General features: G+C 71.9%; 22 protein-coding genes. 11 read left to right on the top strand and 11 right to left on the bottom strand.

The features are described from left to right. The first annotated feature begins 26 nt into the window (after positions 1-26). From AB0J93_RS07825 to AB0J93_RS07815, 3 genes are all read left to right on the top strand, one after another. Positions 27-923, top strand: a complete 897-nt coding sequence (locus tag AB0J93_RS07825; RefSeq protein WP_363919232.1) for a bile acid:sodium symporter family protein — start codon at positions 27-29, stop codon at positions 921-923. 176 nt (positions 924-1,099) lie between these two features. Next, the gene (locus AB0J93_RS07820; RefSeq protein WP_363919229.1) at positions 1,100-2,476 is read left to right on the top strand and encodes an FAD-dependent oxidoreductase; all 1,377 of its coding nucleotides are present in this window, start codon (positions 1,100-1,102) and stop codon (positions 2,474-2,476) included. Positions 2,477-2,689: 213 nt separating this feature from the next. After that, on the top strand, positions 2,690-3,604 hold the full coding sequence (locus AB0J93_RS07815) for a cation diffusion facilitator family transporter (RefSeq protein WP_363919492.1): 915 nt from the start codon (positions 2,690-2,692) through the stop codon (positions 3,602-3,604). Between the two features lie 5 nt (positions 3,605-3,609). Here the strand turns inward: AB0J93_RS07815 and AB0J93_RS07810 are convergent, their stop codons facing one another. The 3 genes from AB0J93_RS07810 to AB0J93_RS07800 form a co-directional block, all read right to left on the bottom strand. Continuing rightward, complete coding sequence (locus tag AB0J93_RS07810; protein WP_363919226.1) at positions 3,610-4,437, bottom strand: SDR family oxidoreductase; 828 nt, start codon at positions 4,435-4,437, stop codon at positions 3,610-3,612. Between the two features lie 11 nt (positions 4,438-4,448). Then, the gene (locus AB0J93_RS07805) at positions 4,449-4,829 is read right to left on the bottom strand and encodes a YccF domain-containing protein (RefSeq protein ID WP_099851924.1); all 381 of its coding nucleotides are present in this window, start codon (positions 4,827-4,829) and stop codon (positions 4,449-4,451) included. 63 nt (positions 4,830-4,892) lie between these two features. Next, positions 4,893-7,007 carry a cellulase family glycosylhydrolase gene (locus tag AB0J93_RS07800; RefSeq protein WP_363919223.1) on the bottom strand — a complete coding sequence of 705 codons (2,115 nt, stop codon included), beginning with the start codon at positions 7,005-7,007 and terminating at the stop codon, positions 4,893-4,895. 309 nt (positions 7,008-7,316) lie between these two features. On the opposite strand from AB0J93_RS07800, the gene AB0J93_RS07795 reads away from it, so the two are divergent. Further along, positions 7,317-8,525: an FUSC family protein gene (locus AB0J93_RS07795; RefSeq protein ID WP_363919221.1), complete on the top strand. Its 1,209-nt coding sequence runs from the start codon at positions 7,317-7,319 to the stop codon at positions 8,523-8,525. Between the two features lie 15 nt (positions 8,526-8,540). On the opposite strand, the gene AB0J93_RS07790 is transcribed toward AB0J93_RS07795, so the two are convergent. From AB0J93_RS07790 to AB0J93_RS07775, 4 genes are all read right to left on the bottom strand, one after another. Continuing rightward, positions 8,541-9,059 carry a hypothetical protein gene (locus AB0J93_RS07790; protein ID WP_363919219.1) on the bottom strand — a complete coding sequence of 173 codons (519 nt, stop codon included), beginning with the start codon at positions 9,057-9,059 and terminating at the stop codon, positions 8,541-8,543. Between the two features lie 23 nt (positions 9,060-9,082). Continuing rightward, positions 9,083-9,601 (bottom strand): hypothetical protein, encoded by a 519-nt coding sequence (locus AB0J93_RS07785; protein ID WP_363919217.1) that lies wholly within the window; start codon positions 9,599-9,601, stop codon positions 9,083-9,085. Positions 9,602-9,796: 195 nt separating this feature from the next. Next, complete coding sequence (locus tag AB0J93_RS07780) at positions 9,797-12,598, bottom strand: AAA family ATPase (protein WP_363919215.1); 2,802 nt, start codon at positions 12,596-12,598, stop codon at positions 9,797-9,799. Positions 12,599-12,678: 80 nt separating this feature from the next. Beyond that, positions 12,679-13,644 (bottom strand): helix-turn-helix transcriptional regulator, encoded by a 966-nt coding sequence (locus tag AB0J93_RS07775; protein WP_363919213.1) that lies wholly within the window; start codon positions 13,642-13,644, stop codon positions 12,679-12,681. A gap of 435 nt (positions 13,645-14,079) precedes the next feature. Between AB0J93_RS07775 and AB0J93_RS07770 the strand changes: the two genes are divergently transcribed. Further along, complete coding sequence (locus AB0J93_RS07770) at positions 14,080-14,634, top strand: hypothetical protein (protein WP_363919211.1); 555 nt, start codon at positions 14,080-14,082, stop codon at positions 14,632-14,634. 369 nt (positions 14,635-15,003) lie between these two features. Beyond that, positions 15,004-16,371, top strand: a complete 1,368-nt coding sequence (locus AB0J93_RS07765; RefSeq protein WP_363919209.1) for a cation:proton antiporter — start codon at positions 15,004-15,006, stop codon at positions 16,369-16,371. 70 nt (positions 16,372-16,441) lie between these two features. Here the strand turns inward: AB0J93_RS07765 and AB0J93_RS07760 are convergent, their stop codons facing one another. Then, positions 16,442-18,172, bottom strand: a complete 1,731-nt coding sequence (locus AB0J93_RS07760; RefSeq protein WP_363919207.1) for a hypothetical protein — start codon at positions 18,170-18,172, stop codon at positions 16,442-16,444. A 314-nt stretch (positions 18,173-18,486) separates the two neighbouring features. On the opposite strand from AB0J93_RS07760, the gene AB0J93_RS07755 reads away from it, so the two are divergent. From AB0J93_RS07755 to AB0J93_RS07740, 4 genes are read left to right on the top strand one after another with little or no spacing between them, the layout of a single operon-like run. Continuing rightward, entirely contained in the window at positions 18,487-19,320 is an 834-nt protein-coding gene (locus tag AB0J93_RS07755) for an ABC transporter ATP-binding protein (protein WP_363919205.1), read from the top strand. A 39-nt stretch (positions 19,321-19,359) separates the two neighbouring features. Continuing rightward, positions 19,360-20,343: an iron-siderophore ABC transporter substrate-binding protein gene (locus tag AB0J93_RS07750; protein WP_363919203.1), complete on the top strand. Its 984-nt coding sequence runs from the start codon at positions 19,360-19,362 to the stop codon at positions 20,341-20,343. A gap of 5 nt (positions 20,344-20,348) precedes the next feature. After that, positions 20,349-22,445 (top strand): iron ABC transporter permease, encoded by a 2,097-nt coding sequence (locus AB0J93_RS07745; RefSeq protein ID WP_363919490.1) that lies wholly within the window; start codon positions 20,349-20,351, stop codon positions 22,443-22,445. Between the two features lie 28 nt (positions 22,446-22,473). Then, complete coding sequence (locus AB0J93_RS07740) at positions 22,474-23,391, top strand: siderophore-interacting protein (RefSeq protein WP_363919201.1); 918 nt, start codon at positions 22,474-22,476, stop codon at positions 23,389-23,391. Between the two features lie 179 nt (positions 23,392-23,570). Here AB0J93_RS07740 and AB0J93_RS07735 read toward each other — a convergent pair whose 3' ends face one another. From AB0J93_RS07735 to AB0J93_RS07725, 3 genes are read right to left on the bottom strand one after another with little or no spacing between them, the layout of a single operon-like run. Then, entirely contained in the window at positions 23,571-24,086 is a 516-nt protein-coding gene (locus tag AB0J93_RS07735) for a 2'-5' RNA ligase family protein (RefSeq protein ID WP_363919199.1), read from the bottom strand. A 35-nt stretch (positions 24,087-24,121) separates the two neighbouring features. After that, the gene (locus AB0J93_RS07730; RefSeq protein WP_363919197.1) at positions 24,122-25,168 is read right to left on the bottom strand and encodes an NAD(P)-dependent alcohol dehydrogenase; all 1,047 of its coding nucleotides are present in this window, start codon (positions 25,166-25,168) and stop codon (positions 24,122-24,124) included. Positions 25,169-25,222: 54 nt separating this feature from the next. Then, positions 25,223-26,005 (bottom strand): Pr6Pr family membrane protein, encoded by a 783-nt coding sequence (locus tag AB0J93_RS07725; RefSeq protein ID WP_363919195.1) that lies wholly within the window; start codon positions 26,003-26,005, stop codon positions 25,223-25,225. 82 nt (positions 26,006-26,087) lie between these two features. Here AB0J93_RS07725 and AB0J93_RS07720 point away from each other — a divergent pair, with 82 nt between their 5' ends. Next, complete coding sequence (locus AB0J93_RS07720) at positions 26,088-26,981, top strand: DUF72 domain-containing protein (RefSeq protein WP_363919193.1); 894 nt, start codon at positions 26,088-26,090, stop codon at positions 26,979-26,981. Positions 26,982-26,997: the final 16 nt, after the last annotated feature.

Genomic DNA, 26,997 nt, shown 5'->3' with positions numbered 1-26,997 from the left:
TTACCAGGTAGTAACGATGTCGTGTCATGGACTCCGCCCTGACCTTGATCGGACTACCCGTCGCCCTCGGCATCATCATGCTCGGTCTGGGTCTCGGCCTGACCACCGGCGACTTCCGCCGGGTGGCCCGGCACCCGAAGGCCGCCGTCATCGCGCTGGTGTGCCAGGTGCTGCTGCTGCCGACGCTCTGCTTCGGCCTGGTGCTCGCCTTCGACCTGCCGCCCGAACTGGGGGTCGGGATGATGCTGTTGGCCGCCTCGCCGGGCGGCACCACGGCCAACCTCTACAGCCACCTCTTCGGCGGACACGTGGCCCTGAACATCACCCTGACCGCCATCAACTCGGTGCTGGCCGTGTTCACCCTGCCGATCGTGGTGAACCTGTCGGCGGCGTACCTCCTCGGCGATGCGCGCAGCATCGGGTTGCAGTTCGACAAGGTGCTCCAGGTGTTCGCGATCGTGCTGGTCCCGGTCGCCGTCGGGATGCTGATCCGGGCCCGGTCGGCCCGGATCGCCGAGCGGTTGGACCGCCCGGTCCGGGTGCTGTCCGTGGTGGTCCTGGTGGCGGTGATCGCCGGTGCCGTGCTCGGTGAGCGGGAGAACCTCGCCGACTACTTCGTCTCCGTCGGACTGGCCGTGCTGGCGTTCAACCTGCTCAGCCTCGGCATCGGGTACGGGGTGCCGAGGCTGGCCGGGGTCGAGCGCAGCGCCGCCAAGGCGGCCGGGTTCGAGATCGGCATCCACAACAGCACCCTGGCCATCACCATCGCGCTCAGCCCGGCGCTGCTCAACAGCACCCAGATGGCGATTCCCGGCGCCGTCTACGGCATCGTCATGTTCTTCACAGCCGCCGCCTTCGGGTACCTGGTCAACCGGGTCGGTGCCCGCCGGGAACCGGCGCCGGACGGTGCCGCCCGGAGCTGAGCCCGCCGGGTGCGGAGGTGACCGGGCACCGGGACGGATCGTCGTTTGCGTTCCCTCCCTGTGCAACGATCGTTGGGCGTCATGCCGACCGCCCGGCTCCGTCGGTCTGCCCGAGCACCGGTCACTGGCCGGCAGGCGGAAAGGCGCCACACCTCGTACCCCCTTTGGAGAGCACCATGTCCCTCTCTCCGGCTCGGGTCCTCGCCGCACTGAACGCGGTGCGACCGCCCGACCAGGCGTCCCCTGTCATGGGCAAGGCGGTGGTGATCGGCGGCAGCATCGCCGGAATGCTGGCCGCCCGGGTGCTCTCCGAACATGCCGACAGTGTGGTGATCATCGATCGCGACGACCTGCACGCCACCGGTGGACGACCGGGCGTACCACAGGGGACCCAACTGCACGCCCTGCTTCCCGGCGGCTTCCTCCAGTTGGAGCAGCTGTTCCCCGGGTTCCGGGAACAGGCCCTGGCGCAGGGGGCGATCGAGGCCCCGCCCGCGGCCCGGCGGAACTACCTCGACGGCCGGCTGAAGGTCGTCGTACCGGACGACGCCGACAGCCTGGCCGGCAGCCGACCGCTGCTGGAGTCGTTGATCCGGCAGCAGGTACTGCGACTGCCCAACGTCAAGACGCTCACCGCGCGGGCCACCGGGCTGGTGTTCGACGGTCCGGTGACCAGCGGCGTCCGATACGACGTCGGCGGTTCGCCAGGTGTCGAGCACGCCGACCTGGTGGTGGATGCCATGGGGCGGTCCAGCCGGCTGTCCGACTGGCTGGCGGAGGCCGGGTGGGAGCGGCCGGCACTGCGACGGATGACGGTGCACCTCAACTACGCGACCGCCCTGTTCCGGCGGCACGAGGCCAACCCCGAGCACGCGGTGGTGCTGGCGCTGCACAGCCCGACGACGTCCGTGGATGTTGCTGGTGCCGCGTTTTTCGCGATCGAGGACGGTCGGTGGATGGCCATGATGGCCGGTTACGGAGAGAACCGGCCCGGCCGTACCGCCGAGGACTTCGTCCGCCGGTTGCGCGAGCAGTTCCCGCCGGAGTTCGCGACGGTCGCCGACAGCGAGATGCTCGGCGACGTGCAGACCTACCGGCACGCCGACAGCCGGCGTCGGGACTTCCACGCGGTGACCCGGCTGCCGGCGGGGCTGGTCGGCGTCGGTGACGCGGTCGCCTCGTTCAACCCGGTGTACGGGCAGGGCATCACCGCCGCCGCGCTGCACGCGGCCTGCCTTTCGCACTACCTGCGGCCCGGTCCGGACCTCGGTCTGCCGGCCCGCCACTTCTTCGCCCTCCAGAAGATCGTGGTCGACGCCGCCTGGTCGATCTCGACCTCGGCCGACCTGGCGTTGCCGCACGTCGACGGCCCCTACCCACGTGGCTACCGGTTCTCCAGCTGGGTGAGCCGGCAGATCGTCGCGGCGACCGTCACCGACGTGGCCACCGCCCGCCGGTTCAACGACGTCGTCTCGATGCGGAAGCACCCGAGTTCGCTGGCCACACCGAAGGTGATCCTCGGCGCCCTGCGCGCCAACCGGCGCACCCGCTGACCGACCGACCCACCCACCCACCCACCCAAACACCCCTCCTCCCCGAGCCCGACCCCCTCGCTCGCGATCTTGCACTTCTTGTCCCCTCAGAAGTGGTGAAAAGGTGCATCTCGGCGACCGGAAGTGCAAGATCGCGGGGCGGGCCGGCTGGGACAGTTGCTCTTATTGCGATGTACGCATATGTTGGCGACGGTGACGGCGAGAGGGGCTCGGGTGGGTGCGGGGCACGATCACGGGCGGCAGGTCGCCCGGGCGGGGGAGAAGCACCGTGGACGGCTGTGGGCGGCCTTCGCCCTGTTGGCGGTCTTCATGCTGGTGGAGGCGGTCGGGGCCTGGGTGACCGGTTCCCTGGCCCTGCTGTCGGACGCCGGGCACATGTTCACCGATGTGCTGGGCATCGGCATGGCGCTCGCCGCGATCACCGCCGCGAGCCGGGCCTCCCGGGACGGTCAGCGCACCTTCGGCCTGTACCGGATGGAGGTCCTGGCGGCGCTGGCCAACGCGGTGCTGCTCTCCGGGGTGGCCCTCTACGTGCTGGTGGAGGCGTTGCGGCGGTTGGACGAACCGCCGGAGGTGCTGGTCGGCCCGATGCTGGCGGTGGCCGTCGGCGGGCTGGTCGCCAACGTGGTCGCCTTCCTGCTGCTGCGGGCCGGGTCGACGGAGAGCCTGAACGTGCGCGGCGCCTACCTGGAGGTCCTCGGTGACCTGCTCGCCTCGGTCGGCGTGCTCGTCGCGGCCGGGGTGATCGCGCTGACCGGCTGGTGGTACGCGGACCCGATCGTCGCCGTCGGGGTGGGCCTGTTCATCCTGCCCCGCACCTACCGTCTCGGCCGCGCCGCGCTGCGGGTCCTGGTACAGGCCGCGCCGCCGCACGTGGACGTCGCCGAGGTGCGCGACGGGCTGCGTGGGCTCGATGGCGTCGCCGACGTGCACGACCTGCACGTGTGGACCCTGACCTCGGGCATGGAGGTGGCCTCGGCACACCTCACCCTGGACGTCGGCGCGGATCTGGCCCCGGTGCTGGCCGCCGCCCGCCAGATGCTGCACGACCGCTTCAGCATCGAGCACGCCACGTTGCAGGTCGAGCCACGGGGTGCCGAAGGCGTCTGCGGCGGCGCCCACTGGTGAGCCGGTCAGCGCAGCTGGACCACGTTGCCGGTGACCAGTCGCCCGCTCTCCCCGGCGAGGAAGGCGATCACCTCGGCGACCTCCTCGGGCTCGGCCACCCGCAGCAGATGGGGGTCGTCGGCGACGGCGGCGCGTACCTCCTCGCTGATCCAGCCGGTGTCGGTGACCGGTGGGTGCACGGCGTTGGCGGTGATGCCGAATGGTGCGAGTTCGTGCGCTGCGGCCATGGTGTAGTTGACCAGGGCCGCCTTGGCGGCACCGTAGGAGACCTCCTCGGGGAACCCGTCACTGCCGCCCGAGGTGAGGCTGATGACGCGCCCCCAGCCGCGTCGCGCGGCGACGTTGCGGCGGGCGAACTCGGCGATCAGCAGGGCACCCGCGCGGGCGTCCACGGCGAACTGGGCGTCGAAGGACTCGGCGCTCACCGGCCGCAGCGTCCGGCCGTGCCGGTCGACGGCGGTGGGTTTGAAGGTGTCGGCCAGCCAGCCGCTGGCATTGTTCACCAGAATGTCGACCGTGCCCAGCTCGCGTTCGGCGATGTCGAACAGCCGGGCCGGGACGGCCGGGTCCGCCAGGTCCGCCTCGACCGGCAGCACCCGGCCACCGACGGCGCGGACCCGCTCGACCACCCCGGTCGCGTCGGCGGCGCGGTTGCGTCGGTACGCATCCGGGATGCCCGGGTCCGACCGGTCGTCCAACCGTAGATAGCTGACCAGCACGGCTGCGCCCAACCGGGCCAGCGCGACGGCGGTGGCCGCGCCGATGCCGTGGTTGGCCCCGGTGACGAGGGCAACCCGACCGGTCAGGTCATTGGCAGCTGCTGTCGGGAACACGCCTTCCACTCTCACGGCGCGGGTACGACTTCCTGCCCCAACGGCCAGATCGCCGCCGGGACGAGCTTGAAGTTGGCCACGCCGAACGGGATCCCGATGATGGTCAGGCAGAGGCTGACGCCGGCGACGATGTGCGAGAGCGCCAGCCACCAGCCGGCCAGCAGCACCCAGATGATGTTGGCGAGGCCCGAGGCCACCCCGACGCCGGGCTTGGGCACCAGGGTCCGGCCGAAGGGCCACAGCGAGTACGACGCCAGCCGCAACGACGCCACGCCGAACGGGATGGTGATGACGAGCACGAAGCAGATCAGGGCGGCGATCCCGTAGCCGATCGCCAGCACCAGGCCGCCACCGAAGATGAGCCAGAGCACGTTCAGCAGGAAACGGATCATGGTCCCATGATGACCGCTGCGCGCCACCGGCCACCCGGTGGGCGGCCGGTGGCGCTGGGCGGGTCAGCCGGTGACCCCGGTGACGGTGCTGCCGGACCGGGTGACGCGGTAGGTCACCTGTGCACCGCTCCAGAAGTGGAAGGTGAGGGTGACCGGTGCGCCGTCGCGGACCTCACCGAAGAATGTGTCGGTCAACGCGATCCGGTTACCCGGATAGTCGGGGCTGAAGGCCACGTCGAACTCCTTGAACGACGTCCAGTCGTGCGGGCCGGCGTTGCTGCCGTCGGCGTACCTCGCCTCCATGGTGGCGAGCTGGTCGCCGCGGAACTGGGTCGGGATGGCGAAGGTGGCCGTCGTTCCGGTGGCGTTGGACAGGACCGGAGTGTCGTAGGTGATCACGTCGATCCGCCAGGGCACACCGGCCGAGAAGCGGGCCTGGAGGCTGGCGTTGACCCCGTACGCCCGGTTTCCGACCAGCCGGGTCAGCGCGCTCGCGGTGATGGTGAGCTGGTTGCCGGAGACCGTGTAGTCGGTGCCCTGCGTCAGGTTGGTGCTGCCCTGGCGCAACCCGGAGAAGGTGGTGCCGTTCAGGTTGAGGGTCAGCGACTTCGCGGTGATCGAGCCGGTACGCGGCACGTACACCTGATCGGACGACGCGGTGCCGGAACGGGTCGTCCAGCTCGACCTGATCTGGGCCCACAGCTCCGGGTCCTTCCACTGGAAGGCGACCCGATCGAAGTGCTGGCCATTGTCCCAGAGCTGGGTGGTGATCCGCTTGGTCCGCGCGTAATGGCCGAGGAACTCGAAGAACTTGAGCTTCTCGCCCTGCTGGATGGTGCCGGTGTGCCGGTCGAAGCCGAGCAGCCCGTACTCGCCGATGACGACCGGGATGTTGCGGGTCACGAAGGCGTTGTGCACCCGGTCGAACGAGTCGGTCAGATCCTGCTGGGTGGTGGCGTCGAAGCGGGTGCCACCGGCGACGTTGACGCTGAACGGCCAGTAGCCGTAGAAGTGCACGGTGGCGATCAGGTTGCGGTCGTTGAGCTGGTTGATCGTCGTGGTCAGCTCGTTGATCCGGGCCTGCTCGGATGAGGTGTGCAGGGTCGGCAGGACCAGCATCCGGGTGGCGTTGGCGCCGCCGGAGGCGCGCACGATCCGGTGGAAGTTGACGTTCAGCTCGTGCAGCAGCTCCGCGTTCTGGGCGTCGCCGGAGCTGTTGGCGAACTGCGGCTCGTTGACGCTCTCGAAGTGCAGCCTCGGCGAGTGGTCCCGGAACGCGGCGGCGATCTGGGTCCACAGCGCGTTGTAGCGGTTGAGCACCGTGGTCCGGTTCGTCGGCATCTCGTGAATCCACTGCCACGAGTCGTGGTGCAGGTTGATCATCACGTAGAAGCCGTCGTCAAGGGCCCAGCCGACGACCTCCTTGACGCGGTTCAGCCAGGCCGCGTCGATCGTGTACGACGGCGCGGGTCCGTGGTGGTTGCTCCAGGTCACCGGGATCCGGATGCTGTTGAAGCCCTGTGCCCGGACGGCGTCGAGCTGCGCCTCGGTGACGCGCGGGTTGCCCCACGCGGTTTCGTCGGCGCCGACCGCGTCGAAGGTGTTGCCGAGGTTCCAACCGGGCTGCATCGCGGCCACGTAGGCCATCGGGTCGCCGGCCGGCGGCGGGCTGGTCGGCGGCGGGGTGCTCGGCGGTGGCGTGCTCGGCGGCGGGGTGGTGGTCGGTGGCGGGGTGGTGCCGACGCTGCCGGTGCAGGTGACGCCGTTGAGGGCGAACGTGGTCGGTGCCGTGTTGCTGCCGGACCACGACCCGTTGAAGCCGAACGACGCGGTCTGGTTGGTGCCCAGGGCGGCGTTGTAGCTGACGTTGCTGGCGGTGACGTCGTCGCCGGACGAGGTGACCGTGGCGTTCCAGGCCTGCGTGACCCGCTGCCCCGAGGGGAACGTCCAGGTCAGCCGCCAGCCGTTGAGCGGGTCGCCGAGGTTCGTCACGGCGACGTTGGCGGTGAACCCGCCCGGCCACTGGCTGGGGGCGGAGTACGCCACCCGGCATCCGGCCGCCGCGTGGGCGGTGCCGGCGTTGATCAGGCCGGCACCGGCGAGTAGTGCGGCGATGCCGCTGGCGACCAGGCCGAATCGCCAACGTGTCCTGCGTAGTGTGCCCTTCAGCCCAGCCATGACGCTCCTCGCGTGGTGATGGTGTCAACGGGGTGGCTGGCCGGGCGTCGCCGGGCCACCGGAAACATCCGGCCGGCTCGCACCATAAGTTGGGATCATCAACTTTGTCAATCGATGCATCGCGATATGAGGTCTTACTTCCCAGGTGAGGCGGGTGCTCGGGCGGGAAAGCGCGATGGCTCGGCGTACCGGAACGGGTGGGAGATCGCGTCGAGCTGGTCGACGGCGGGCCGTCCGCCCGCCACGGAGGAAGCGGCACCGGCATCACCGGGCGGCGAATGAGAGGGGCCCGGCGGGGTAGTCGGCGGCGTGGCGGCGGGGGAGGACAACGCGAGTCGGGCGCGTCGTGCCCGCGGTCGGGTCGAGGCCGAGGTCGCCAGCACGGTCAGCCGCATCAGCCGGCGGATCAACTGGCGGGAGCGACGCCGGAGCCTGGAGCTGTACGGCATCCTCGCGGTGCAGGCCGGGGTGTCCGCCGCGCTCGCCTGGACGCTGGCGCACGAGCTGCTGAACCACCCGTCACCGGTGTTCGCCCCCAGCGCCGCCGTCGGCACCATCGCCGCCGCGATCGGCCGCCGTACCCGCCGTACCGTCGAACTACTGGTCGGCGTGCTGGCCGGTCTCCTGGTGGGTGACGCCCTGATCATGGTGATCGGCACCGGCCCGTGGCAGATCGGCACCGTGGTGACCCTGGCCATCCTGCTCGCCTTGACCATGAGCCGGGGTGGCGCGGTCGTCACCCAGGCCGGCGGTACGGCGGTGCTGATCGCCACCCTCTCGCCGATCCAGCGGGGACTGGAGGTGCCGCGGGTCATCGACGCGGTCATCGGCGCGATCTCCGCCGTGGCGGTGGTGGCCCTACTGCCGGTCAACCCGGTGCGCATCATCCAGCGGGCTGCGCGCCCGCTCTTCGCCGCCCTGATCGAACACCTGCACGACGCCGCGGACGGCATGTCCCGGCGCGACGCCGCGGCCGTGGCCGCGGCCCGGGACGGGTTGTACGGCCTGAGCCCCCAACTGGCCCTGCTCAACGACGCCGTCTCCGGTGCGCAGGAGGCGGTGGCGGTGTCGCCGGCCCGCTGGCACCGACGGGGCGTGTTCGAGCACTACCAGCGCGGTACGCGCTACCTCGACCTGGCCGTCGGGGGCGGTCAGGAGATGCTGCGCCGGGCGGCCACCGCGGTCCGCGACGACGAGCCGGTACCGCCCGGGCTGGCGGCCGCCGTGCACTACTTCGGCGACGCCTTGGCGTTGTTGCAGGTCGAGGCCGAGAGTCGGCAGCACACGAACCGGTCCGAGCAGTTGGTTCTCAAGGCGGTCGACCGGGCCGCCGAGGCGTACAACGAGGGGGTCGGGTTCTCCGGCAGCGTGGTGGTGGCCCAGATCCGCACCGTCGCCTCCGACCTGCTGCGCAGCCTCGGCTGTCACGACGAGGAGGCGGTGGCCGTGATCCGGCGACGCTTCGAGGGGCGGCGCCACGAGGCGGAGCAGTCGCCCGCCGAGCGGGAGTCGGCGTGATCCGGCCGGCCGGGCTCAGAGCCGCCCGGCCACCGTCCGCGCCAACTCGGTCAGCGGCTTGTCGTACTTGGCCGGGTCGTCCAGCCGGACCAGTCGGACGGCCACCCACACCCCGGCGGCGTGGACGAAGACCGCGCCGTCCTCCAGGTACGCCTCGTCCCCGATCCCGGACAGCGTCTCGAACTCGTGGTCGAGGTCGCGGTCGATGTCGAGGATCTTCTTGGCTCCGTCGCCCACGTAGACCTCCACCTGCGCCAACGGACCCGAGACCGGCCCGCTGTACGTGCAGGTCTCGCGGACCGGCACCGCATCCTCCAGGGGGGTGCCGGCCAGCTTCTCGGCGTCCTCCTTGGGCACCAGCGCGCAGGCGTCGACCTGCGGTGCCTCGGCCGACGGCTCGGTCGACTCGACGGCCGGTGCCGGCTCCGCAACCTCTGTCGGTGGCGGTGGCGCGGCGGCGGGTTCGGCGCTGCCGCCGCAGGCGGTGAGAGCGGCGACGGCGGCGGCCGTCGCGGTGAGCTTGAGGTACCTCACGGTCGTCTCCTCGGGGCGTGGTGTCACCGGGGCAGGGCGTCGAGCAGCCGGCGCAGCGCCTGCTCGTAGCCGTCGGGCTGCGCGCCGAGGCGCTCGAAGCTGCTCAGCGTCACGGTGAAGCTGCCAGTCCCGCCGACGAGTACCGCCTCGGCGCCGATGTCCTTGACCGCCAGGTAACCCTTGCCGTCGCCGTCGAGGTCCGTCACCGTCTGGTAGGTCTGCTCGGCCTGCTGGCGCTGGTAGTCGTAGGTCGTCTCGCCGGCCAACTGGGAGGCGGTCGTCACGGACAGCGCCGCCACCCCTTTGCCGTCACCGAAGCTGCAGTTGCCGTCGTCGACCATGGACTGGCCGACCAGCTCGGAGATCTGGGCCGCGCTGAACGGGCAGGGCGGGGCCTCGCTGCCGGCACCGTCGGCGGGCAGATCCAGGTCGGTCTCCACGTCCGCGCCGGGGCCAGCCGCTGGCGGTGCAGGTTCGGCGCTGTCGCAGCCGGTCAGCGCGAACGCGACCGCGAGCACCGCGGGCAGGATCAGTCGACGCACGTGTTCGGTTCCCTTCTGACGCCCGGCCGCCACCGGGCCGGGCTGTTCGACCACACCTGGAACGGCGCATCGCCGCTCGCACGGCACGGCTGGATCGGTGCCGACAGCCGGCAACGGGTTCACCCCGAAGCCGGTCCGTCGGTAGTGACGTCTCGACGCTACGACCGCACGGCCGTCGAGGAATCCGGTGTTTCCCTAGCCTTTGGCCGTGGCGGTCGGTGCACCGGCGGTGGCCGCCGGCCGGCGTAACCGTTCGTCGGGTCCACCGACCCGCGCCAGCGCGGCACCCAGTTCCGCCCGACGGGAGATGCCCAGCTTGCGGTAGACCCGGGACAGGTTGGTCTCCACGGTCTTCGGGCTGACGAACAGCTCGTCGGCGATGGCGCGGCTGGTCCGTCCCTGCGCGGCGAGCCGGGCGACCCGCTCCTCCGTGGCGGTGAGGTCCGACGGCGCGGGCGGGCGCCCGCCGAGCCGGGCGGCCTCGGCCCGGGCCCGCCCGGCGAACACCGTCGCGCCCAGGGCGTCGAATTCGACCGCCGCGGCGGCCAGTGCCTCCCTGGCCGGCCGCTTGCGGCGGGACCGACGGTGCACCATGCCCGCGACCAGCAGACACCTGGCCCGGTCCAGCGGCAGGACCTCCGGCGGCACGGCGGCCCGCGCGGCGGCGAGGTCGTCCAGGGCAGCCGAGGGGTCGACGCCACTGGCGCTGTCCAGCAAAGCGCGGCTGCGCGCCAGGCCCAGCAGCGTCCAGGGGCGGGGCAACCGCCGGTGACGTTCCGCCAGCCTGTTCAGGGCACCGCGCGCCGTGACCAGGTCACCGGCACCCACGCACGCCTCGATCCAGTCGGTCTCGAAGCGCTGTGCGAGCGGCTCGGCCAGACCCATCCGGTCGACCGTCGCGGCAAGTCGGCCGTACCCGGCTGCGGCGTCGGCCATCCGGCCGGCGCAGAGCGCCACGAACGCTGCCAGTTGCAGGTGGATCCGCCGACACCAGTCGTCGTCGAGCTGCTCGCCCAGTCGGAGCCCCGCCTCGGCCACCCGCTGCGCCACGTCGAGTCGGCCGCGGAGCGCGTCGAGCAGCCCGGCCAGCCAGATCTCCGCGGTCGCCTCGGTACCCAGCAGCTCACCGAGCTCGCGGGCCGCCGCGATGTGCCGTTCGGCAGCCGACCACCGCCCCGCCAGCAGCTCGGTCTCGCCGAGGTGTTTGAGCAGGTCGTACTGCGAGGGTTCGTCTGACCGAGCCGCCGCCAGGCCCAGCAGTTGGCCCAGCCGTCGTCGGGCCCCGGCCGGGTCGTCGATCGACTTCCACCAGATGGCCGGGATCGTGCCGGCGAGCCACGACGGCTCCGAGCCCTCCATCTCCAGCGCCCGGTCGAGCAGTTCGACGCGGGGTGGTTCGCCGGCGCGTACCTCGTTGAAGAACAGGTGCAGCAGCGCCGCGGCGAGCAGCGTGCGGTCTCCACCGGGCCCGGTGAGCAGTGCGATCGCTGCCTCGGCATGGGCCCGTGCCGGATCCGGCAGGTCGACGAAGAGCGCCAGGTGGGCGTGGATCCGGCCGGCCAGCGGGGAATCCGGACGGGTCGCCGCCAGCGCCCGGCCGGCTGCCTCGACCGCTGTGCCGCCGGACTCGTCGGCGCTCCAGGCGACCACCGCGCGCAGCAGCAGCGCCTCCGCGCGGACGTCGCCGCCGAACTCGGCGGCCACCGCCTCGGCGGCGACGCGTGCGCCGGGATGATCGCCACATCCGAAGCGGCAACGGGCCGCCGCCAGCAGCCGCTGGCCCCGGCTGGCCTCGTCGTCGACCGGAGTGAGCCGCGCCGCCGACTCGTACAGGTTCGCGGCGGCCTCCGGCGCGCCCCGCGCGTACTGCCGGGCGGCAGCCGCGGCGAGGGCATCGGCGACCACCGGATCCGGCGTGGTGGTACACAGGGCCAGGTGGCGGACCCGTTCGTCCGGATCGGCCACCACCTCGGCCAGCCGGCGGTGCAGGCCGCGCCGAACGCCGGGTGGGATGCCGGCGCGGACCGCCGCCGCGTAGACCGGATGGGTGAACTCCACTCGCACCGCCCCAACCACGAGCAGGCCGGCCTCCTCCGCGGCGTCGAACGCGGCGGGGGAGATCCCCGCCGCGGCCAGGTCCCGAAGCAGGGGTACGCCGAGCAGGGCGGCCAGCCGTACGGCGTCCCGGCAGCGGTCCGGCAGCCGGGCGAGCACCTCACCGAGGAGCTGGTGCATGGACGAGGCCACCGGCAGATCCTGCGCCGGCTCCGGTGGCTGCGGCAGGCGCTGCACCGCGCGGGTCACCTCGATGGCGACCAGCGGGTTACCGGCAGCCTCCCGGGCGATCCGGGCGAGCAGGGAACGACTCAGGGTGGCACCGACCCGCTCACGCAGGAGGTGGTGCAGGGCGCCCACTCCCAGCGGAGCCAGTGCCAGCCGGGTCAGCCGGCCGGGACCGGAGTCGAGCCCGAGCGGCGCGGTCCGCAGCGTGGGCGTGTTGTCGGTGCGGCAGCCGACCAGGGTGGACAGCCCGGGCCCGACCCGGCGCAGGGCGAACCGCAGCGCTCGTTCGCTCGGCCGGTCCAGCCACGGCGAGTCGTCCACGGCGACCAGCACCGGCCGGCCGGCGGCAAGCACCGCCTCCAGCAGCGAGCGGGTGGCGGCACCGACCACCCGCTCGTCGACGGTCTCGTCGCTGTCCCGGGTGAGCAGCACCATCTCGGCCGCGACACGCTGCGGGCGGGGCAGCTCCACCACCAGGTCCGCCAGGGGGCGGAGCAGGTCGGCGAGGGCAGCGAAGGGCAGGTCGCTCTCACACTCGGTCGGCCCGCAGGTCAGCACCGACCAGCCGGCCCGCGTCGCCTCGGTGACCAGTTCCCGGAGCAACGTCGTCTTGCCGATGCCGGCCGGGCCCTCCAACAGCACCGACCCCGGCTCGCGCAGTGCGCGCCAGGCCTGATCGAACACCCCGTCGCGGCCGACGAGCGTACCCCGCATGGTGCGATTCTGGCACCGATGAGGTGGGGCGGCCATCGTGCGGACGGTGGTCTGCCGCGGGCGGTCGGTCAGGGTGGCCGTCAGGCGTGCAGGGTGCGGCTGGGCGGAAATCCGTAGGTGGCGTGGTAGCGCGCGGTGAACCGGCTGTGGCTGAGGAACCCCCAACGCGAGGCGATCGCCGAGACGGTTTCCTGGCGCGGGTCGGCCTGCATCAGATCGCGGTGGGCGCGGTCGAGCCGGACCCGGCGCAGGTGCGCCATCGGGGTGGTGTCGAGGTGTCGGCGGAATGCCAGTTGCAGGGTCCGCAACGAGACCTGGGCGGCGGCGGCGATGTCGGCCGCACCGATGTCGCGGTCGGCGTACTCCTCGATGAACGCCGTGGCCCGGCGCAGCGTGGCGGTGGTCGCGGCGCGCCGGTCGGTGGCGGAGGGCCAGCCCGCGGTGGTGTTGGGGAAGACCGCCAGGGCCGAGGCGGCCAGCATCCGGGCCGCGTTGGCGATGACCAGGGGCTCGCGGTACGCGTACGGATTGCTCAGCACGACGTGGTTGAGATAGCTGGTGGTGTGCCGCCACAGCCCCGCCAGGGCCGGCGAGGCCGGGGTCAGCCCGGTGAACTGGACGGTGCTCGCCCGGCCGGCGGATGCTGTTCCGGTCACCCGGTCCAGGACGGAGAGGCCGAGCAGGCAGGTGGTGACCCTGCCCGGTAACCAGCGCAGCGAGCAGGGCAGGTCGGGAAGCGTGACCAGGAAGATGTCGCCCGGCCCGAACCGGCCGTACGCTCCGCAGGTGCGGTCGATGCGCCCGTTGACGACCTCGCAGATCACCAGCCCGGCGGCCGGCTCGACATCGATATCGAGCCGGGTCGACTGATCCGATGCCTCCAACCAGAACGAGCCCGCGTCCACCCGGTGGTGGCGGAACCGGTAGCGGACGCCGCCGGCCGGGCGGACGGAGACCTTCCCGCGATAGGCGCGCGCCAGGAAGTCGTGGATCGTCTCCGGGTCGCAGCTGTCGAACCGGTGGGTGGTCGGAACCTTCGTCTTCACTACGTCTCCATCGACCTGGACGGAGGGCGCTTCGGCACGCCGGGACGGCACCCGGCGAGACGTGGTGGATCCGGAAAGCGGTAGGACATGCGGAGCCAGGATTCCCATCGATGGTATCCACAAAGGAAGGACTCCCATGAAGTTTTCGTGGCGCATCCGTCGCGCGGGTGGATCTCGCTCGTTGTCGATGTCAGGGGAGTTTTCGTTTTTGGGCTAATCGGTACGGTCCGGCGTGCGCGCACCGGGCTAGCCGACAACCCTCCGTGGCCATGATCATGCGAAGGGTGTCGAACGAGGGGTAGCTGATCGACCAACGGGTGAAGGGGTGGGGTGTTGGAGACCAAGGATCCGACTGACATCGTCCGACTGGCGACGGCTGAGGCACTCCGGCGGATCGCCGGTGAGACAGACCTGACCGGCATCGTGGGATCCCGCATGTCCGACCTGGGTGGCGGTCTGCGGGACGTGCTGCGCTGCGCTCTGGTGGCGCAGCGGGTGGCGGCACCGACGCGACTGATCGCGCTCTGCCGCGACCTCACCCTCGGGCCGGACGCCTTCGACCTGCTGGGCCATCACCTGCTGGGTGCCCTGGTCGGCTACCGCCCGGGGCCGGACGCACTGGTCCGGGTGGGCGGGGCGCTCGGACTGGCGCGACGGGAACTGTTCACCCATCGGCATCCCGCGCCCGGCGATCCACACCGGGCCCCCACCCGGGTCGGCCGACGCAACAGCGCCACCGTTCGTTACCGCTCGGCCAAGCCGCCGGAGCACCTGCCCTCGCCGCCGAACTGGACCTGCACCGGCTGCGGGCAGGAGTGGCCGTGCGCGGTCAAGCAGAGCCAACTGCTCGCGGAGTTCGGCGGGGCCCGCGCCGCGCTCGCGGTCTACCTGGGCTCGTGTCTGCTCGCCGCAGCCCGGGATCTACCCGGGCTGCCGCTGGCCCGGGCGCGCAACCGCTTCCTCGGCTGGCTGCCCCGCCGGCCGTTCTGACCGGCCCGGCGGGCGCACCCTTCGTCCGGTGGTCTCGGTCTCACGCCAGACCGAGACCCCGGACCCATGGGTGTCATCGGCTGCCGTCCCGGCCGACCCGATATCGATCGAACCTCGCCGGGTGCGGAGGAAGGTCACTTCTGGAGCGCGAAGAAAGACTCGACCAACCAGACCTTTCGTCGTTTCCACCGGTGGCACCGGTGTGGCAAGCAGGTCGGGTCGTGGAGTGTCCGCCACCGGACGGTCGGGGGCGCTGGGTCGCTCTTGTCGCCGCTTCGGGCCGGATCTAGCATCGTCGATAATTCCGCGGGAGGAATTTCGGCCGAACGCTGTCCCCCTTTGTCGTGCCAATCGAGAAATGGATGGCTCATGCCTTCGATGCTTGAAATCGCCATGCATCTCTTTCTGCAAATGGCCGTGATCCTGGCCGTCTATCGGCTGATTTGGCCGCTGTTCCGCAGGTTGGGGCAGGTGCAGGTGGTCGCCATCATGGTCGCCGGGTTCCTGCTGGGGCCCTCATTGTTCGGGCTATTGTGGCCAGCGGCACAAGAATGGATGTTTCCCCTGACTTTGCAGGTCGGTGGTGAAACCATGCCGCACCCCTCGCTGACCGCCATTTATGTCATCGGGCAACTCGGCCTCGTCGTCTACATGTTTCTGGTCGGCTGCTCGTTCGATCTGGGTATTCTCCGGGGGCACGTCCGGCAGGCCGGGGCCACCGCCTCGGCGGGGCTCGGCGTGCCGTTGCTGCTCGGTGGCGTGCTCGGCTGGTGGTTGACCGTCCACAGTGACGAGTACTTCACCGCCGGAGTCGCACCCTGGCAGGGGGCACTGTTCATCGCCTCGGCCATTGCCATCACCGCGTTTCCCATGCTGGCGTGGATCGTGTACGACTCGGGCCTGCTGCGCACCCGGCTCGGCACGATGGCCCTGGCCTGTGCGGCCTCGGACGATGCGTGTGCCTGGATTCTGCTGGCGATCGTGGTGGCCACCGCCTCCGGCGGGTTCGCCGGGGGCGTCGTGGCCCTCGGGGGTGGGCTGGCGTTCCTGCTTTTCATGATCCTCGTGGGTCGGCCCCTGCTGCGCCGAGTCGAGGGCTGGGCGGAGCGGCGACGTAACGCCGGTGAGACGGCGGCACTGCCGGTGGGGCCGCTGACCGTCACGCTGACGGTGGTTCTCCTCGCCGCCTGGTTCACCGACTACGTCGGCATCTACTCGGTCTTCGGTGCCTTCGTCGCGGGCACGGTCATGCCGCGTGGGCGCTTCGTCGACGCGCTCCGGGAACGAGCCGAGCCGCTCGCCGCGTACCTGCTGCTACCGGCCTTCTTCATCTACTCCGGACTGAACACCAAGCTCAGCCTCATCTTCGAGCCTTCCGTGCTGCTGGTGGCCGCCGTGGTGCTGGTGGCCTCCTTCGTCGGCAAGTTCGGTGCCGTCGGCCTCGCGGCCCGCTGGCAGGGCATGACCTGGCGGGAGGCCGGGTCGATGGGCGCACTGGCCAACGCCCGTGGGCTGATGGAGCTGATCCTGCTCAACATCGGGCTCTCCGCCGGCCTGGTGAGCCAGCAGCTCTACACGGTGCTGGCCATCATGGCCATCGTGACCACCTTCGCCGCGACTCCGCTACACCGGATGTTCGAGTGGGGCGCGCGGCGCAAGGGCCTTGTCTACGGCCCCTCCGGGCTGGTGCCGGATCCGACCGCGCGGGAACCGGAACTGGTGGCGGGCCGGTCCTGAGCGCAGTGGGCCGCCCGCCCCGAGCCCTCGGGGTTGGGCGGCCCATCGTCCGTTGCCCGACGGATCGGGCTCAGTTCGCTGCGGGTTCCGGTGCCCGGTCGGTTTCGGTCGATCCGGGTGCCGGCGTTTCCTCCGCCTCGGACTGCTGGTGCGCGGCCTGGCCGGCGAACCAGTCGATGCCGCCCGGCCCGCCGGCCGCCACCGCCGCCGCCGCGCGAGCCACCGGATCCACCGCCGGGCGTGCACCCTGCTCCGGGCCGCCGCCGGGTCCGCCCGGCTGCGGACCACCCGGCCTGCCGGTCGCGGCGCCGTTGCGGTCCCGGCCCGCCGGATCGGCACCGTCGGTGACCGTCCGCTCCGGATCCGACCCGGCTCGCTCGACGTCCACCTCCCCAGCGGCGGCCGCGGCCTCGGTCTGACCGCCGGCCGCCGAGGTCCCCTCGCCACCGCCCGCCGTGGCCGCGTCGCCAGCGGTTCGGGAAACCCCGAGTCGGGCGGCCACCATCGGGTACTCGGCGGTCTCGCCGCCACCCGCCGCGGCGGCCATCACCGCCGCGGCCGCCAGATCGGCGACCCGCTTGGCCTCCCGCTGCACCCGGGCCCGGGTCTCCTTGGCGTGCCGTTCGGCGGCCTCGGCCGCCCGGCGCACCTCGTCCAGCCGCTGGCGCTCCGCCACGAGTTCGTGGCTGGTCTCCTCCAGCAACTGCCGCAGCCGGGTCAGCTCGGCCTCGGTGGCGTCCTTGGCGCGGCGAGCCTCGTCGAGCTGCTGCTCGGCGTCGTCCAACTGCTCGTGCAACTGGGCGAGGGCCTGACGCTGCTCGCCGACCTCAAGCTGGACGGCGTGCAGCTGTTCCTCGGCTGCCGCGGCCTGCTCGTCGCTGAGCTCGCGCACCTCGGCCGCCTGCTCGTCGGCGCGCTTGCGGATCTCCGCCGAGTACTGCTGGGCGTCGGCGATCATCGAGCTGACCCGCTGCTCGGCGGCGGTCCGCTGCGCGGCCAGCTCACGCTCGACGGCGGCCCGCTGCTCGGCCAGGTCCTCCTCGGCAGTGGCCCGCCGCTCGGCCAGTTCCTCCTCGACCGTGGCCTGCCACTGCGCCAGCTCCTGCTGGCTCTTCGACCGGGCCGCCTGGATCTCCTGGTGGATCTGGGTACGCGCCGAGGTGGTAAGCGCCTCCGCCGCCGAGCGGGCCTGCTCGACCTGCTGGCGGCACTGCTCGCCGATCCGCTGCGCCTCCTGCTGCGCACGCTCGTGCGCGGCCTCCCCGTCGGCGCGCAGCTTGTCGGCCCGCTCGCGGGTCTCGGCCAGTTCCGCGTCGGCCGCCGCCCGCAACTCCTCGTACGTCTTCTCGTGCTCCGCCCGTCGGCCGGCCAGCTCCTCCTCGAGGTCGGCAAGTGCCTTGACGGTGCGTTCCCGCGCGTTGGCGAGCGTCTTCTCCGCCTCCGCCTGGAGCTTGGTGGCCCGCTGGGTGTGTGTGTCGATGATTGCCGCAGCCTGCTTTTCGGCCAGGTCCAGGATCTGACCGACCATCGGGCCCACGTCCTGGAAGGTGGCCTTGTCCACTTGCGCCGGTCGCTGCCGCAGCTCGGCCATCTCGCTCTGCACCGCCTGGAGCTTTCCGCTCAGCTCCCGTACGTGCGCGGTGGCCCGGTCCCGTTCTGCCGAGATGGCGGCGAGTCGGCCGTCCATCTGCTCGACATAGCGCTCGACCTGCCGTTTGTCGAACCCGCGCAGGGCGACCTCGAAATTCGGCCGCGAGGCCAGGTCGTCGCGGACTGCGAACGGCTCCTCGCCGATGGACATGCCCCATCCTCCGTAGGATCGAAGAGCGCCACGCCGGCGGGCCGGCGGTGGATGACGCGCAACGTTACCGCTGCTCCGACTGCTCTGTCGTCCCACCCCGGTACGGATTTCGGGCTGCCTGACGGGTGGCCCGGCATCGGCGTCCCGCCCGATCGCAGGTGGCTGCTCGTCCGGGTTCGCGCCAGGGAACCGGTCGGCGACGCGGCGTGCCGTATCGACCCTGTTCACCAGCGCCGGGAGGGGACGGGTGGGGCCGATGAGAGTGAGACAGACCCGCGTCTTGACAGGTACTTAGGTTAGGTTAGCCTAACCGCATGTCGAGCGGACTGATGTCGAAAGACGCCGAGCAGAGCCTACGGGGTGTCGACCTGCGCCTGGGCTACCACGGCACCACGGTGGTGCACGGCGCCGCGATCACCCTGCGTCCCGGCACGGTGACCGCGCTCGTCGGTCCCAACGGCAGCGGCAAGTCCACCCTGCTGCGGGCGTTGGCCCGGCTGCATCCGCTCGACAGCGGCAGTGTGCTCTTCGCCGACGGCATCGCCGCCGCGGGTCTGCCCGCCAAGGAGTACGCCCGCCGGGTGACCCTGCTCGCCCAGAGCAGGCCGATCCCCAACGGCGTCACCGTCCGCGACGTCGTCGGCTACGGCCGCCACCCCTACCGGGGCCGCTGGCGGGCCGACGACCCGGACGGCCCGGCCGCCATCGCCCGCGCGATGGAGGTCACCGGCGTCACCGCGATGGCCGGCCGGCCGGTGGACGAACTCTCCGGTGGCGAACTCCAGCGGGTCTGGCTGGCCACCTGCCTGGCCCAGGACACCCCGGTGCTGCTGCTCGACGAACCCACCACCTTCCTCGACCTGCGCTACCAGGTCGGGATTCTCGATCTGATGCGTGACCTCGCCGACGACCACGGGGTCGCGGTCGGCGTCGTGCTGCACGACCTCAACCAGGCCGCCGCGGTGGCCGACGAGGTGGTCCTGCTGCACGGTGGCCGGGTCCGCGCCACCGGCACCCCGGCCGAGGTCTTCACCGAACACGACCTGACCGAGACCTACGGCATCCGGATCGAGGTCAGCATCGACCCGCTCAGCGGGCTGGTGACGACCCGACCCGTGGGCCGGCACCTGGCCCGAATCCCGGTCTGAGCACAGACCGTTCACGACACCCACCCGAGAAAGAACATCATGTCCCGTACCCGTGTAACCGCCCTGGTGGCCGCCGCCACCGCGGTGCTGCTGGCCGCCTGCGGCACCACCGAGAACACCACCGAGCCCGCCGCCACCACTCCCGCCGCCAGCGGCCCGGTCACCGTCACCGACAGCCGGGGCAAGGAGGTCAAGCTCGACGCCCCCGCGACCAAGGTGGTCGGTCTCGAATGGGGCGAGGTCGAGATGCTGGTCAGCCTCGGCGTCATGCCGGTCGGCGTCGCCGACCCCAAGGGGTACGCGACCTGGGTCAGCGCCGCCAAGCTCGACGCGGGCGTCAAGGACGTGGGCACGCGCGGTGAGCCGAGCATCGACTCCATCGTGGCGCTGCAACCCGACCTCGTGGTCATGGAGGACGACCGCGGCGCCAACGTGATCACGCAGTTGGAGAAGTACGTCCCGGTCATCGTGACCAAGGGCAGCGACGCCGCGGACAACCTCGGCCGGATGCGGGCCGACCTGAACATGATCGCCACGGCGGTCGGCAAGGCCGCCGAGGCCGAGAAGCTGCTCGCCGACTTCGACGCCGCCATCGCCGACGGCAAGAAGAAGATCGCCGACGCCGGTGCCGCCGGCAAGCCGTTCGCCATCGCCGACGGCTGGAAGGAAGGCAGCACGGTAAGCATCCGGATGTTCGGCGAGGGCGCCCTGGTCTCCCAGATCGGCATCCAGCTCGGCCTCACCAACGCCTGGACCGGCGAGACGGACCCGGCCTGGGGCCTGGGCCAGACCGACGTCGAGGGCCTGACCGTGCTCAAGAGCCCGGACCTGCACTTCTTCTACAACGCCTCGGACGGCGTCGACGTCTTCGCCGACGGGCTGAACAGCAACGCCATCTGGAAGTCGCTGCCCTTCGTGAAGCAGGGCAACCTGCACCGGATGCCCGACGGCATCTGGACCTTCGGCGGGCCGCTCTCCGGCAAGCAGTACATCGACCAGCTCGTCAACACCTACGCGGTGTGACCATGCTGTCCGCGCCCTCGCGTCCGGAGCCGGCTGTCCAGCCGGCTCCGGCCGGGCGCCCCTCGGTTCCGCGCGTCGCCGGGATCTTCGTCATCGCCACCGTGCTGCTGCTGGTGGTCGTGGCGGTGCACCTCACCCAGGGCACCTCCGCCGTGGGTGCGCTCGACCTGCTCCGCCTGCTGACCGGCGGGGACGACGAGACCGCCCGGGTGCTCGTCGCGTCCCGGGTGCCCCGGCTGCTCGCCGGGCTGACCATCGGTGTGGCCCTCGGCTTCGCCGGTGCGGCACTTCAGTCGATCGCCCGCAACCCTCTCGCGTCCCCGGACACCCTCGCCGTCAACGCCGGCGCACACCTGGCCATCGTCTCGGTCGCCGCGTTCGGCATCGCACTGCCCGCGCTGCCCGCCGGTGGTCTGGCCTTCTGCGGTGGCCTCGCCGCGGCCGGCCTGGTGATGGCGATGTCCTCCGGCGGCCAGGCCGGCACCACCCGGCTGATCCTCGCCGGCTCGGCCACCGCGCTGGCGCTCAGCTCGGTGACCATGCTGCTGCTCCTGCTGTTCGAGCAGGCCACCATCGGCCTGTTCGCGTGGGGCAACGGCTCCCTGGTGCAGAGCGACCTCGACACGCTCACCCAACTCGCCCCGGTGATCGTGGCCGCCGTCGCGGCGTTGATGCTGTTCGGCCACCGCCTCGACATCCTCGCCCTCGGCGACGACACCGCCACCGTGCTCGGCATCGACGTACGCCGGACCCGGCTGATCGTCACCGTGCTGGCCGTGCTGCTGTCCGCCGCGGCGGTCACCCTCACCGGCCCGGTCGGCTTCGTCGGCCTCTGCGCGCCGGTGATCGTCCGGCTGCTCGGTCCGCTTGTGCCCGGAGTCCATCGGCACCGGATCCTGCTGCCGCTGTCCGGCATGGCCGGCGTCATCATCGTCCTCGGCTCCGACGTGCTGCTGCGGGCCCTGATGGGTGGTCAGGCCGGCGTCGACATTCCCACCGGCGTGGTGACCACCCTGTTCGGCGCGGGAATCCTGATCTGGCTGGCCCGCCGGCACCGCGACGCAGGCCCCACCCGCCGCCCGACCGGCGGGCACGCCGCCGTACGCTCCGCGGCCTTCCACCGCACCGTGGTGGCGGTCGCCGCCACGGTCACCGCCGGGGCGGTGCTGCTCGGCATGCTCGCCGGGGACACCTGGCTGCTGCTCGGCGACATCGTCAACTGGATCAACGGCAGCACCGGGCCGGCGTACACCTTCGTGCTCGATCAGCGGTGGCCGCGGGTCGCCGCCGCGATGCTGGCCGGCGCGGCCCTGGCGGTCGCCGGCACCACCGTGCAGGCGGTCTGCCGCAATCCGCTGGCCGAGCCCGGCATTCTCGGCATCACCGCCGGCGCTGGACTGGGGGCGGTCTCGCTGCTCACCTTCGTACCGCTGGCCGGTGTCTGGGCCGTCTCCGGGGTCGCCGGGCTCGGCGCCATGCTGGCCTTCGCGCTCGTGTACGGCGCGGCCTGGCGTGGCGGCCTCAGCTCCGACCGGTTGGTCCTGATCGGCTTCGGTGCCTGGCAGGGCGGCATGGCCATGATCACCTTCATGATCGTCGCCTTTGATCCCTGGAACACCGGCAAGGCCCTCACCTGGCTCTCCGGCTCCACCTACGGCCGAACCGCGACCCAGGTGCTGCCGGTGGCGATAGCCCTGCTGGTGCTCACCCCGGCCGTGGTGGCCGCCCGGCGCGAGCTGGACCTGATGACACTCGACGACGACACCCCACGGGTACTCGGCGTCCGGCTGGAACGCACCCGACTGATCGCGCTCGGCGCGGCGGCCCTGCTCACCTCGACAGCGGTCTCCGCCGTGGGCGTGATCGGCTTCGTCGGCCTGGTCGCACCGCACGCGGCCCGGGCCCTCGTCGGCGGCCGGCACACCCGGGTGCTCCCGGTCGCCGCCCTCCTCGGCGCGGCCCTGGTCAGTCTCGCCGACACGCTCGGCCGCACCGTGATCGCCCCGGCCCAGATCCCCGCCGGGCTGGTCACCGCCATGATCGGCACCCCCTACTTCGTCTGGTTGCTGTGGCGTTCACGCGCCGCCGCCCCACCCCGGTAAGCGCACCGAACCGACCCGGAGAGGCACCATGACCCACACCCTGCCCGTCGCACCCTGGCGACTGTTCGCCGTCGAGGTCCGCGCGGTACGTCGGCTCAGCCCGTCCTTCGTCCGGGTCACCTTCACCGGTCCCGACCTGGACCGCTTCGCCGACAACGGCTACGACCAGCGGATCAAGCTGGCGTTGCCGCTGCCCGGCCAGGCCAGCGTCCACCTCCCGCAGGGGCCGGACTGGTACGCGCGGTGGCGGACCCTGCCGGATCACGAACGCAATCCAATCCGTACGTACACGGTGCGCGCGGTCCGGCCGTACCTGGGCGAGGTCGACGTCGACCTGGTGCTGCACGGCGACGGCGGACCAGCCACCCGGTGGGCCCGCCGGGTCCGCCCCGGTGACGAGATCGCCATCGTGGGCCCCGACTCGGCGTACGGCGGCGACCACGGCGGGGTCGAGTTCCGGCCCCCGTCGACCGGGTGCCTGCTGCTGGCCGGGGACGAGACGGCGGTGCCGGCGATCAGCGGCATCTGCGAACGGCTACCGCTGGACGCGCGCGGCCGGGTGCTGCTGGAGGTCCCCGAGGCCGGTGACGCGCTGCCGCTGATCACACCGCCGGGTGTCGAGGTGACCTGGCTGCCCCGGGGCGCCGGTGGATACGGCAGCCGCCTCGTTGCCGCGGTCGCCGCAGCCGCCGGCGACCTGCTGGGCAGCGCCCCGGTCAACGGGAGCGGGCCGACCCCGCAACCGGTCGACGAGGTGGACGTGGACCACGAGATCCTCTGGGAGGTGCCCGACGCACTCCCGACGGCCCCGCTCTACGCCTGGCTGGCCGGAGAGGCCGGAGTCATCCGTAGCCTCCGCCGACACCTGGTCGCCGAGCGCGGCCTGGACCGCCGCGCCGTCGCCTTCATGGGCTACTGGCGCAACGGCCGCCCCGACCCCTCCTGACCCACAACCCCACCCACCCACCCCACCCACCCCCCCACCCCCCCACCCACCCACCCACCCACCCCGTTGATCATGAGGTTAGCGGCAGTCTTGGAGATCAACACCGCCGCTAACCTCATGATCAACCGGGCGAGGCGGGGTGGGTGGGGTGGGTAGTGGGGGTGGGGGGTGTGGGGTGGCTAGGGGAGGGGGTGGGAGATGTTGCGGGCGTGGTCGGTGAGGGCGGCGGAGACGACTGTGGCCTCCAGGGGGAGCACTTCGAGGCAGCGGCGTACGGCGGTGGCCATCAGGGCGTTCGGCACCCGCATGGACAGGGTGCAGTGCGGTACCCACCGGCCCGGCCGGTAGTGCTCCACCAACGTCACCCCGCCCGCGACCAGCAGGTCGTGCACCCGCCGGTGGTGCGCCAGCAGTTCCGGGGTGGGTACCGGACCCAGCCAGAGCACCCGGCCGACGAACTGGCCGGCGTGCTGGAACGACAACCGCAGCGGTGCCGCCACCGTGGTGCCGGCCAGCGCCGCCGTGACCTGCTCCGGGTCGAAACGCGGCGCGACCGCGAGTGAGACGTGTGGCCGGTGCCGCTGTTCCAGCAGGGAGCGCATGCTCTGCACCCCCTCGGCCTCCAGGGCGTCCCACAGCACCCGGATCCGCCGGGTGGCGACGGTGTCCAGGTACAGCTCCAACGCGGCGACCACATGATCATTCTATGGGGACGACTCGCCCGGGCAGCTCACGGCACGATGACGGCCCGACCTTCCAGACTGCCGTCCTGCATCATCCGGTACGCGCTCATCGCCTCGTCCAGGCCGAACGTGGTGGTCTTCGGTCGCACCAGCCCGCGCGCACCCAGGTCGAGCACCTCAAGCAGTTCCGGGCGGCTGCCCCAGTAGGTGGTCTGGATGCTGACCTCGTACGGCACGGAGAAGAAGCCGACCGACAGGGAGCCGCCGCCGAGCCCGACGACGGTCAGGTCACCCACGGTGCGGGCGGCGGCGACGCCCAGCTTCAGCGTGGTGTCGGCGCCGACGAAGTCGAGCACCACGTCGGCGCCCCGGCCGCCGGTGACCCTGCGGATCTCCTCGGCGGTGCCTTCGGCCGAGCGCATCGTCAGGTCGGCACCGCACTCCTCGGCGAGCCGCAGCGCCTCCTCCCGGGTGTCCACCGCGACGACCCGGGCCGCGGTGGTCGCCTTGAGGATCTGCACGCCGACGTGCCCGAGCCCACCGACACCGATCACCAGCGCGGTGCTGCCGGGTGGCAGCTTCGGCCAGGACCGGCGAATCGCGTGGTACGGGGTGAGCCCGGCGTCGGTCAACGGCGCGGCGTCGACCGGATCGAGCCCCTCGGGCAGCGGCAGCACGTGCCGGGCATCCGGCACCAACTCGTATTCGGCCATTCCGCCGTCCAGACCGAGGCCACCACCTCCACCCGGCACCGGCGCGGCGGTCGGGTTCTCGCAGTAGTTGTCGACACCGACCCGGCAACGGGCGCAGCGACCGCAGCCCCAGGGGCCGTAGACCGCCACCGGCTGGCCCACCTCCAACCCGGTGACCCCGGAGCCGAGCCGGTGCACCCAGCCCGCGTTCTCGTGACCGAGCGTGAACGGCGGATTCCAGGGCAGACCACCGGCTTCGAAGTCGTGCATCAGGTGCAGGTCGGAGTGGCACGCACCGGCGGCCCCGATCCGCACCACCACCTGGCCCGGGCCGGGTGTCGGTTCGTCGACCTCGACCAGTTCGGGCTCGGTCTTCCAGGCGGGTAGCCGCAGTGCACGCATCCCTGTCTCCCGTCCTCGTGACGCCTGCCCGGGGGCTCCCCGACGGAACCCGACTCAAACCACCTCCGCCGACCTCGTGCCCTCCGCCCCCTCCGCCGTCGGTGCCACAGCGCCGGGCGGTGCCGACCCGGCAGGACCAGGCGGTGCCGACCCGGCAGGACTAGGTCGGGCCGCCGGCAGCGGGTCCGCGTCGGCCGGCACGGATGCCGGGCGGAGCCGGGTCAGCGTCCGGTCGGTGCCGACGAGCAGCAGGCCGAGCAGCCAGAACACCACGGCGAGGCAGGCCGAGACGATCCCCACCCCGACGTAGCCGAGCTCTGCCGCGTCCAGGAAGGGGTACGGGTAGCGGTGCACCAGCAGCCCGCGCACCAGGGCGAAGCCCAGGTAACCCAGCGGGAACGCCAACCACCACAGCGCATGCCGCAGGCGCAGCAGCCCGTGCCGGCCGAGCAGCGCCCAGTCGGCGACGGCGAGCAGCGGCACCACCGTGTGCAGGAACTGGTTACCGAACGCCTCGCCGAGGGCCCGGTCCGGCTGGGGCATGGCGAACGGGCTGGCCGGGTTGGCCAGCACCAGGTGGTACACCACGGCGGTGATGGTGATGTAGAGGGTCACCGCACCGGTGAGCCCGTCCGGCGGATCGGGCCGACCCCGGCGAGCCCGCCAGACCGCGTACCCGGCGACCAGACCCACGGCGAGGTTGCTCTGGATGGTGAAGTACGGCAGCAGTCCGGTCACCGTGGCCGGGCCGAGCGCGGTGAGCACCACACCGGCCAGCACACTGATCACGATCGTCAGGCGGAGCACCACCGCCACGGATCGACGCCGCAAGGTCATCGCGGCACGTTACCAACGGGTCGGCCCGGCGGTCACCGCCCAGCGGTTGCCGATCCGCCCGTTCGGCGGTCCACTGAATTACATGGGTGTCATCAAGGTGGGCACGTCCTCGTGGGCGGACCGGACGCTTGTGCGTTCCGGCTGGTACCCGCGCCAGGTGAACACCCCGGCCGGTCGGCTGGGCCACTACGCCGGCCGGTTCGGGTTGGTCGAGGTGGACACGTCGTACTACGCGGTGCCCGCACCAGAGACGGCGCAGGGCTGGGTCGACGCCACACCCGACGGGTTCACCTTCAACGTCAAGGCGTTCAGCCTCTTCACCGGTCACCCGACCCCGGTCGCCACCCTGCCCGCCGACCTCCGCCCTACCGGCGGGCCGGCTCGGATCCGGCGGCGTGACCTGCCGGCGGCCGCGTACGACGAGCTGTGGAGCCGGTTTCGGACGGCGCTGACGCCGATCGCGGCGGCCGACCGGCTCGGTGCGGTGCTGTTGCAGTTTCCGCCGTGGCTGGCCCGTGGCGAGGCGGCCCGCCGACGGATCGCGGAGCTGGCGTCGCGCTGCCGGCCGTGGCGGGTCGCCGTCGAGCTGCGGCACGCCTCCTGGTTCGACGGGACGGCGGCGCTGGAGACGCTGGCCTTCCTGCGCGCGCAGGAGCTGACCTTCTGCTGCGTGGACATGCCGCAGGGGCATCCGGACTCGGTGCCGCCGATCCCGGTCGCCACCGCCGATCTGGCGATGATCCGGTTCCACGGCCACAGCAGCGCCTGGACCAGTGGCGACAAGGAGAACCGGTTCCGGTACGCCTACGGCGACGAGGAACTGCGCCGCTGGTCCGAGCTGCTGGTCGACCTCGCCGGGCAGGCCGACGAGTTGCACGTGCTGTTCAACAACTGCTGCGCCGGTCAGGCCCAACGTGACGCGGAACGGCTGGCCGGCCTGCTCGACGAGGCCGCCCGGCGGGCCGTACGGTCCTGACCGGACGCCGTGGTGG

The sequence above is a fragment of the Micromonospora sp. NPDC049374 genome, from assembly GCF_040677165.1.
Classification (GTDB): domain Bacteria; phylum Actinomycetota; class Actinomycetes; order Mycobacteriales; family Micromonosporaceae; genus Micromonospora.
Note: the sequence above shows the minus strand (reverse complement) of the source record. Positions and strands in the feature narration are given on the sequence as shown.

What these genes read in the sequence shown, in the direction of transcription:
- AB0J93_RS07825 (WP_363919232.1), top strand. Translation starts at nt 27, where the DNA reads ATGGACTCCGCCCTGACCTTGATCGGACTACCCGTCGCCCTCGGCATC.
- AB0J93_RS07820 (WP_363919229.1), top strand. Translation starts at nt 1,100, where the DNA reads ATGTCCCTCTCTCCGGCTCGGGTCCTCGCCGCACTGAACGCGGTGCGA.
- AB0J93_RS07805 (WP_099851924.1), bottom strand. Translation starts at nt 4,829, where the DNA reads ATGATCCGTTTCCTGCTGAACGTGCTCTGGCTCATCTTCGGTGGCGGC.
- AB0J93_RS07800 (WP_363919223.1), bottom strand. Translation starts at nt 7,007, where the DNA reads ATGGCTGGGCTGAAGGGCACACTACGCAGGACACGTTGGCGATTCGGC.
- AB0J93_RS07780 (WP_363919215.1), bottom strand. Translation starts at nt 12,598, where the DNA reads ATGCGGGGTACGCTCGTCGGCCGCGACGGGGTGTTCGATCAGGCCTGG.
- AB0J93_RS07770 (WP_363919211.1), top strand. Translation starts at nt 14,080, where the DNA reads ATGTCCGACCTGGGTGGCGGTCTGCGGGACGTGCTGCGCTGCGCTCTG.
- AB0J93_RS07765 (WP_363919209.1), top strand. Translation starts at nt 15,004, where the DNA reads ATGCCTTCGATGCTTGAAATCGCCATGCATCTCTTTCTGCAAATGGCC.
- AB0J93_RS07760 (WP_363919207.1), bottom strand. Translation starts at nt 18,172, where the DNA reads ATGTCCATCGGCGAGGAGCCGTTCGCAGTCCGCGACGACCTGGCCTCG.
- AB0J93_RS07755 (WP_363919205.1), top strand. Translation starts at nt 18,487, where the DNA reads ATGTCGAGCGGACTGATGTCGAAAGACGCCGAGCAGAGCCTACGGGGT.
- AB0J93_RS07750 (WP_363919203.1), top strand. Translation starts at nt 19,360, where the DNA reads ATGTCCCGTACCCGTGTAACCGCCCTGGTGGCCGCCGCCACCGCGGTG.
- AB0J93_RS07740 (WP_363919201.1), top strand. Translation starts at nt 22,474, where the DNA reads ATGACCCACACCCTGCCCGTCGCACCCTGGCGACTGTTCGCCGTCGAG.
- AB0J93_RS07730 (WP_363919197.1), bottom strand. Translation starts at nt 25,168, where the DNA reads ATGCGTGCACTGCGGCTACCCGCCTGGAAGACCGAGCCCGAACTGGTC.
- AB0J93_RS07725 (WP_363919195.1), bottom strand. Translation starts at nt 26,005, where the DNA reads ATGACCTTGCGGCGTCGATCCGTGGCGGTGGTGCTCCGCCTGACGATC.
- AB0J93_RS07720 (WP_363919193.1), top strand. Translation starts at nt 26,088, where the DNA reads ATGGGTGTCATCAAGGTGGGCACGTCCTCGTGGGCGGACCGGACGCTT.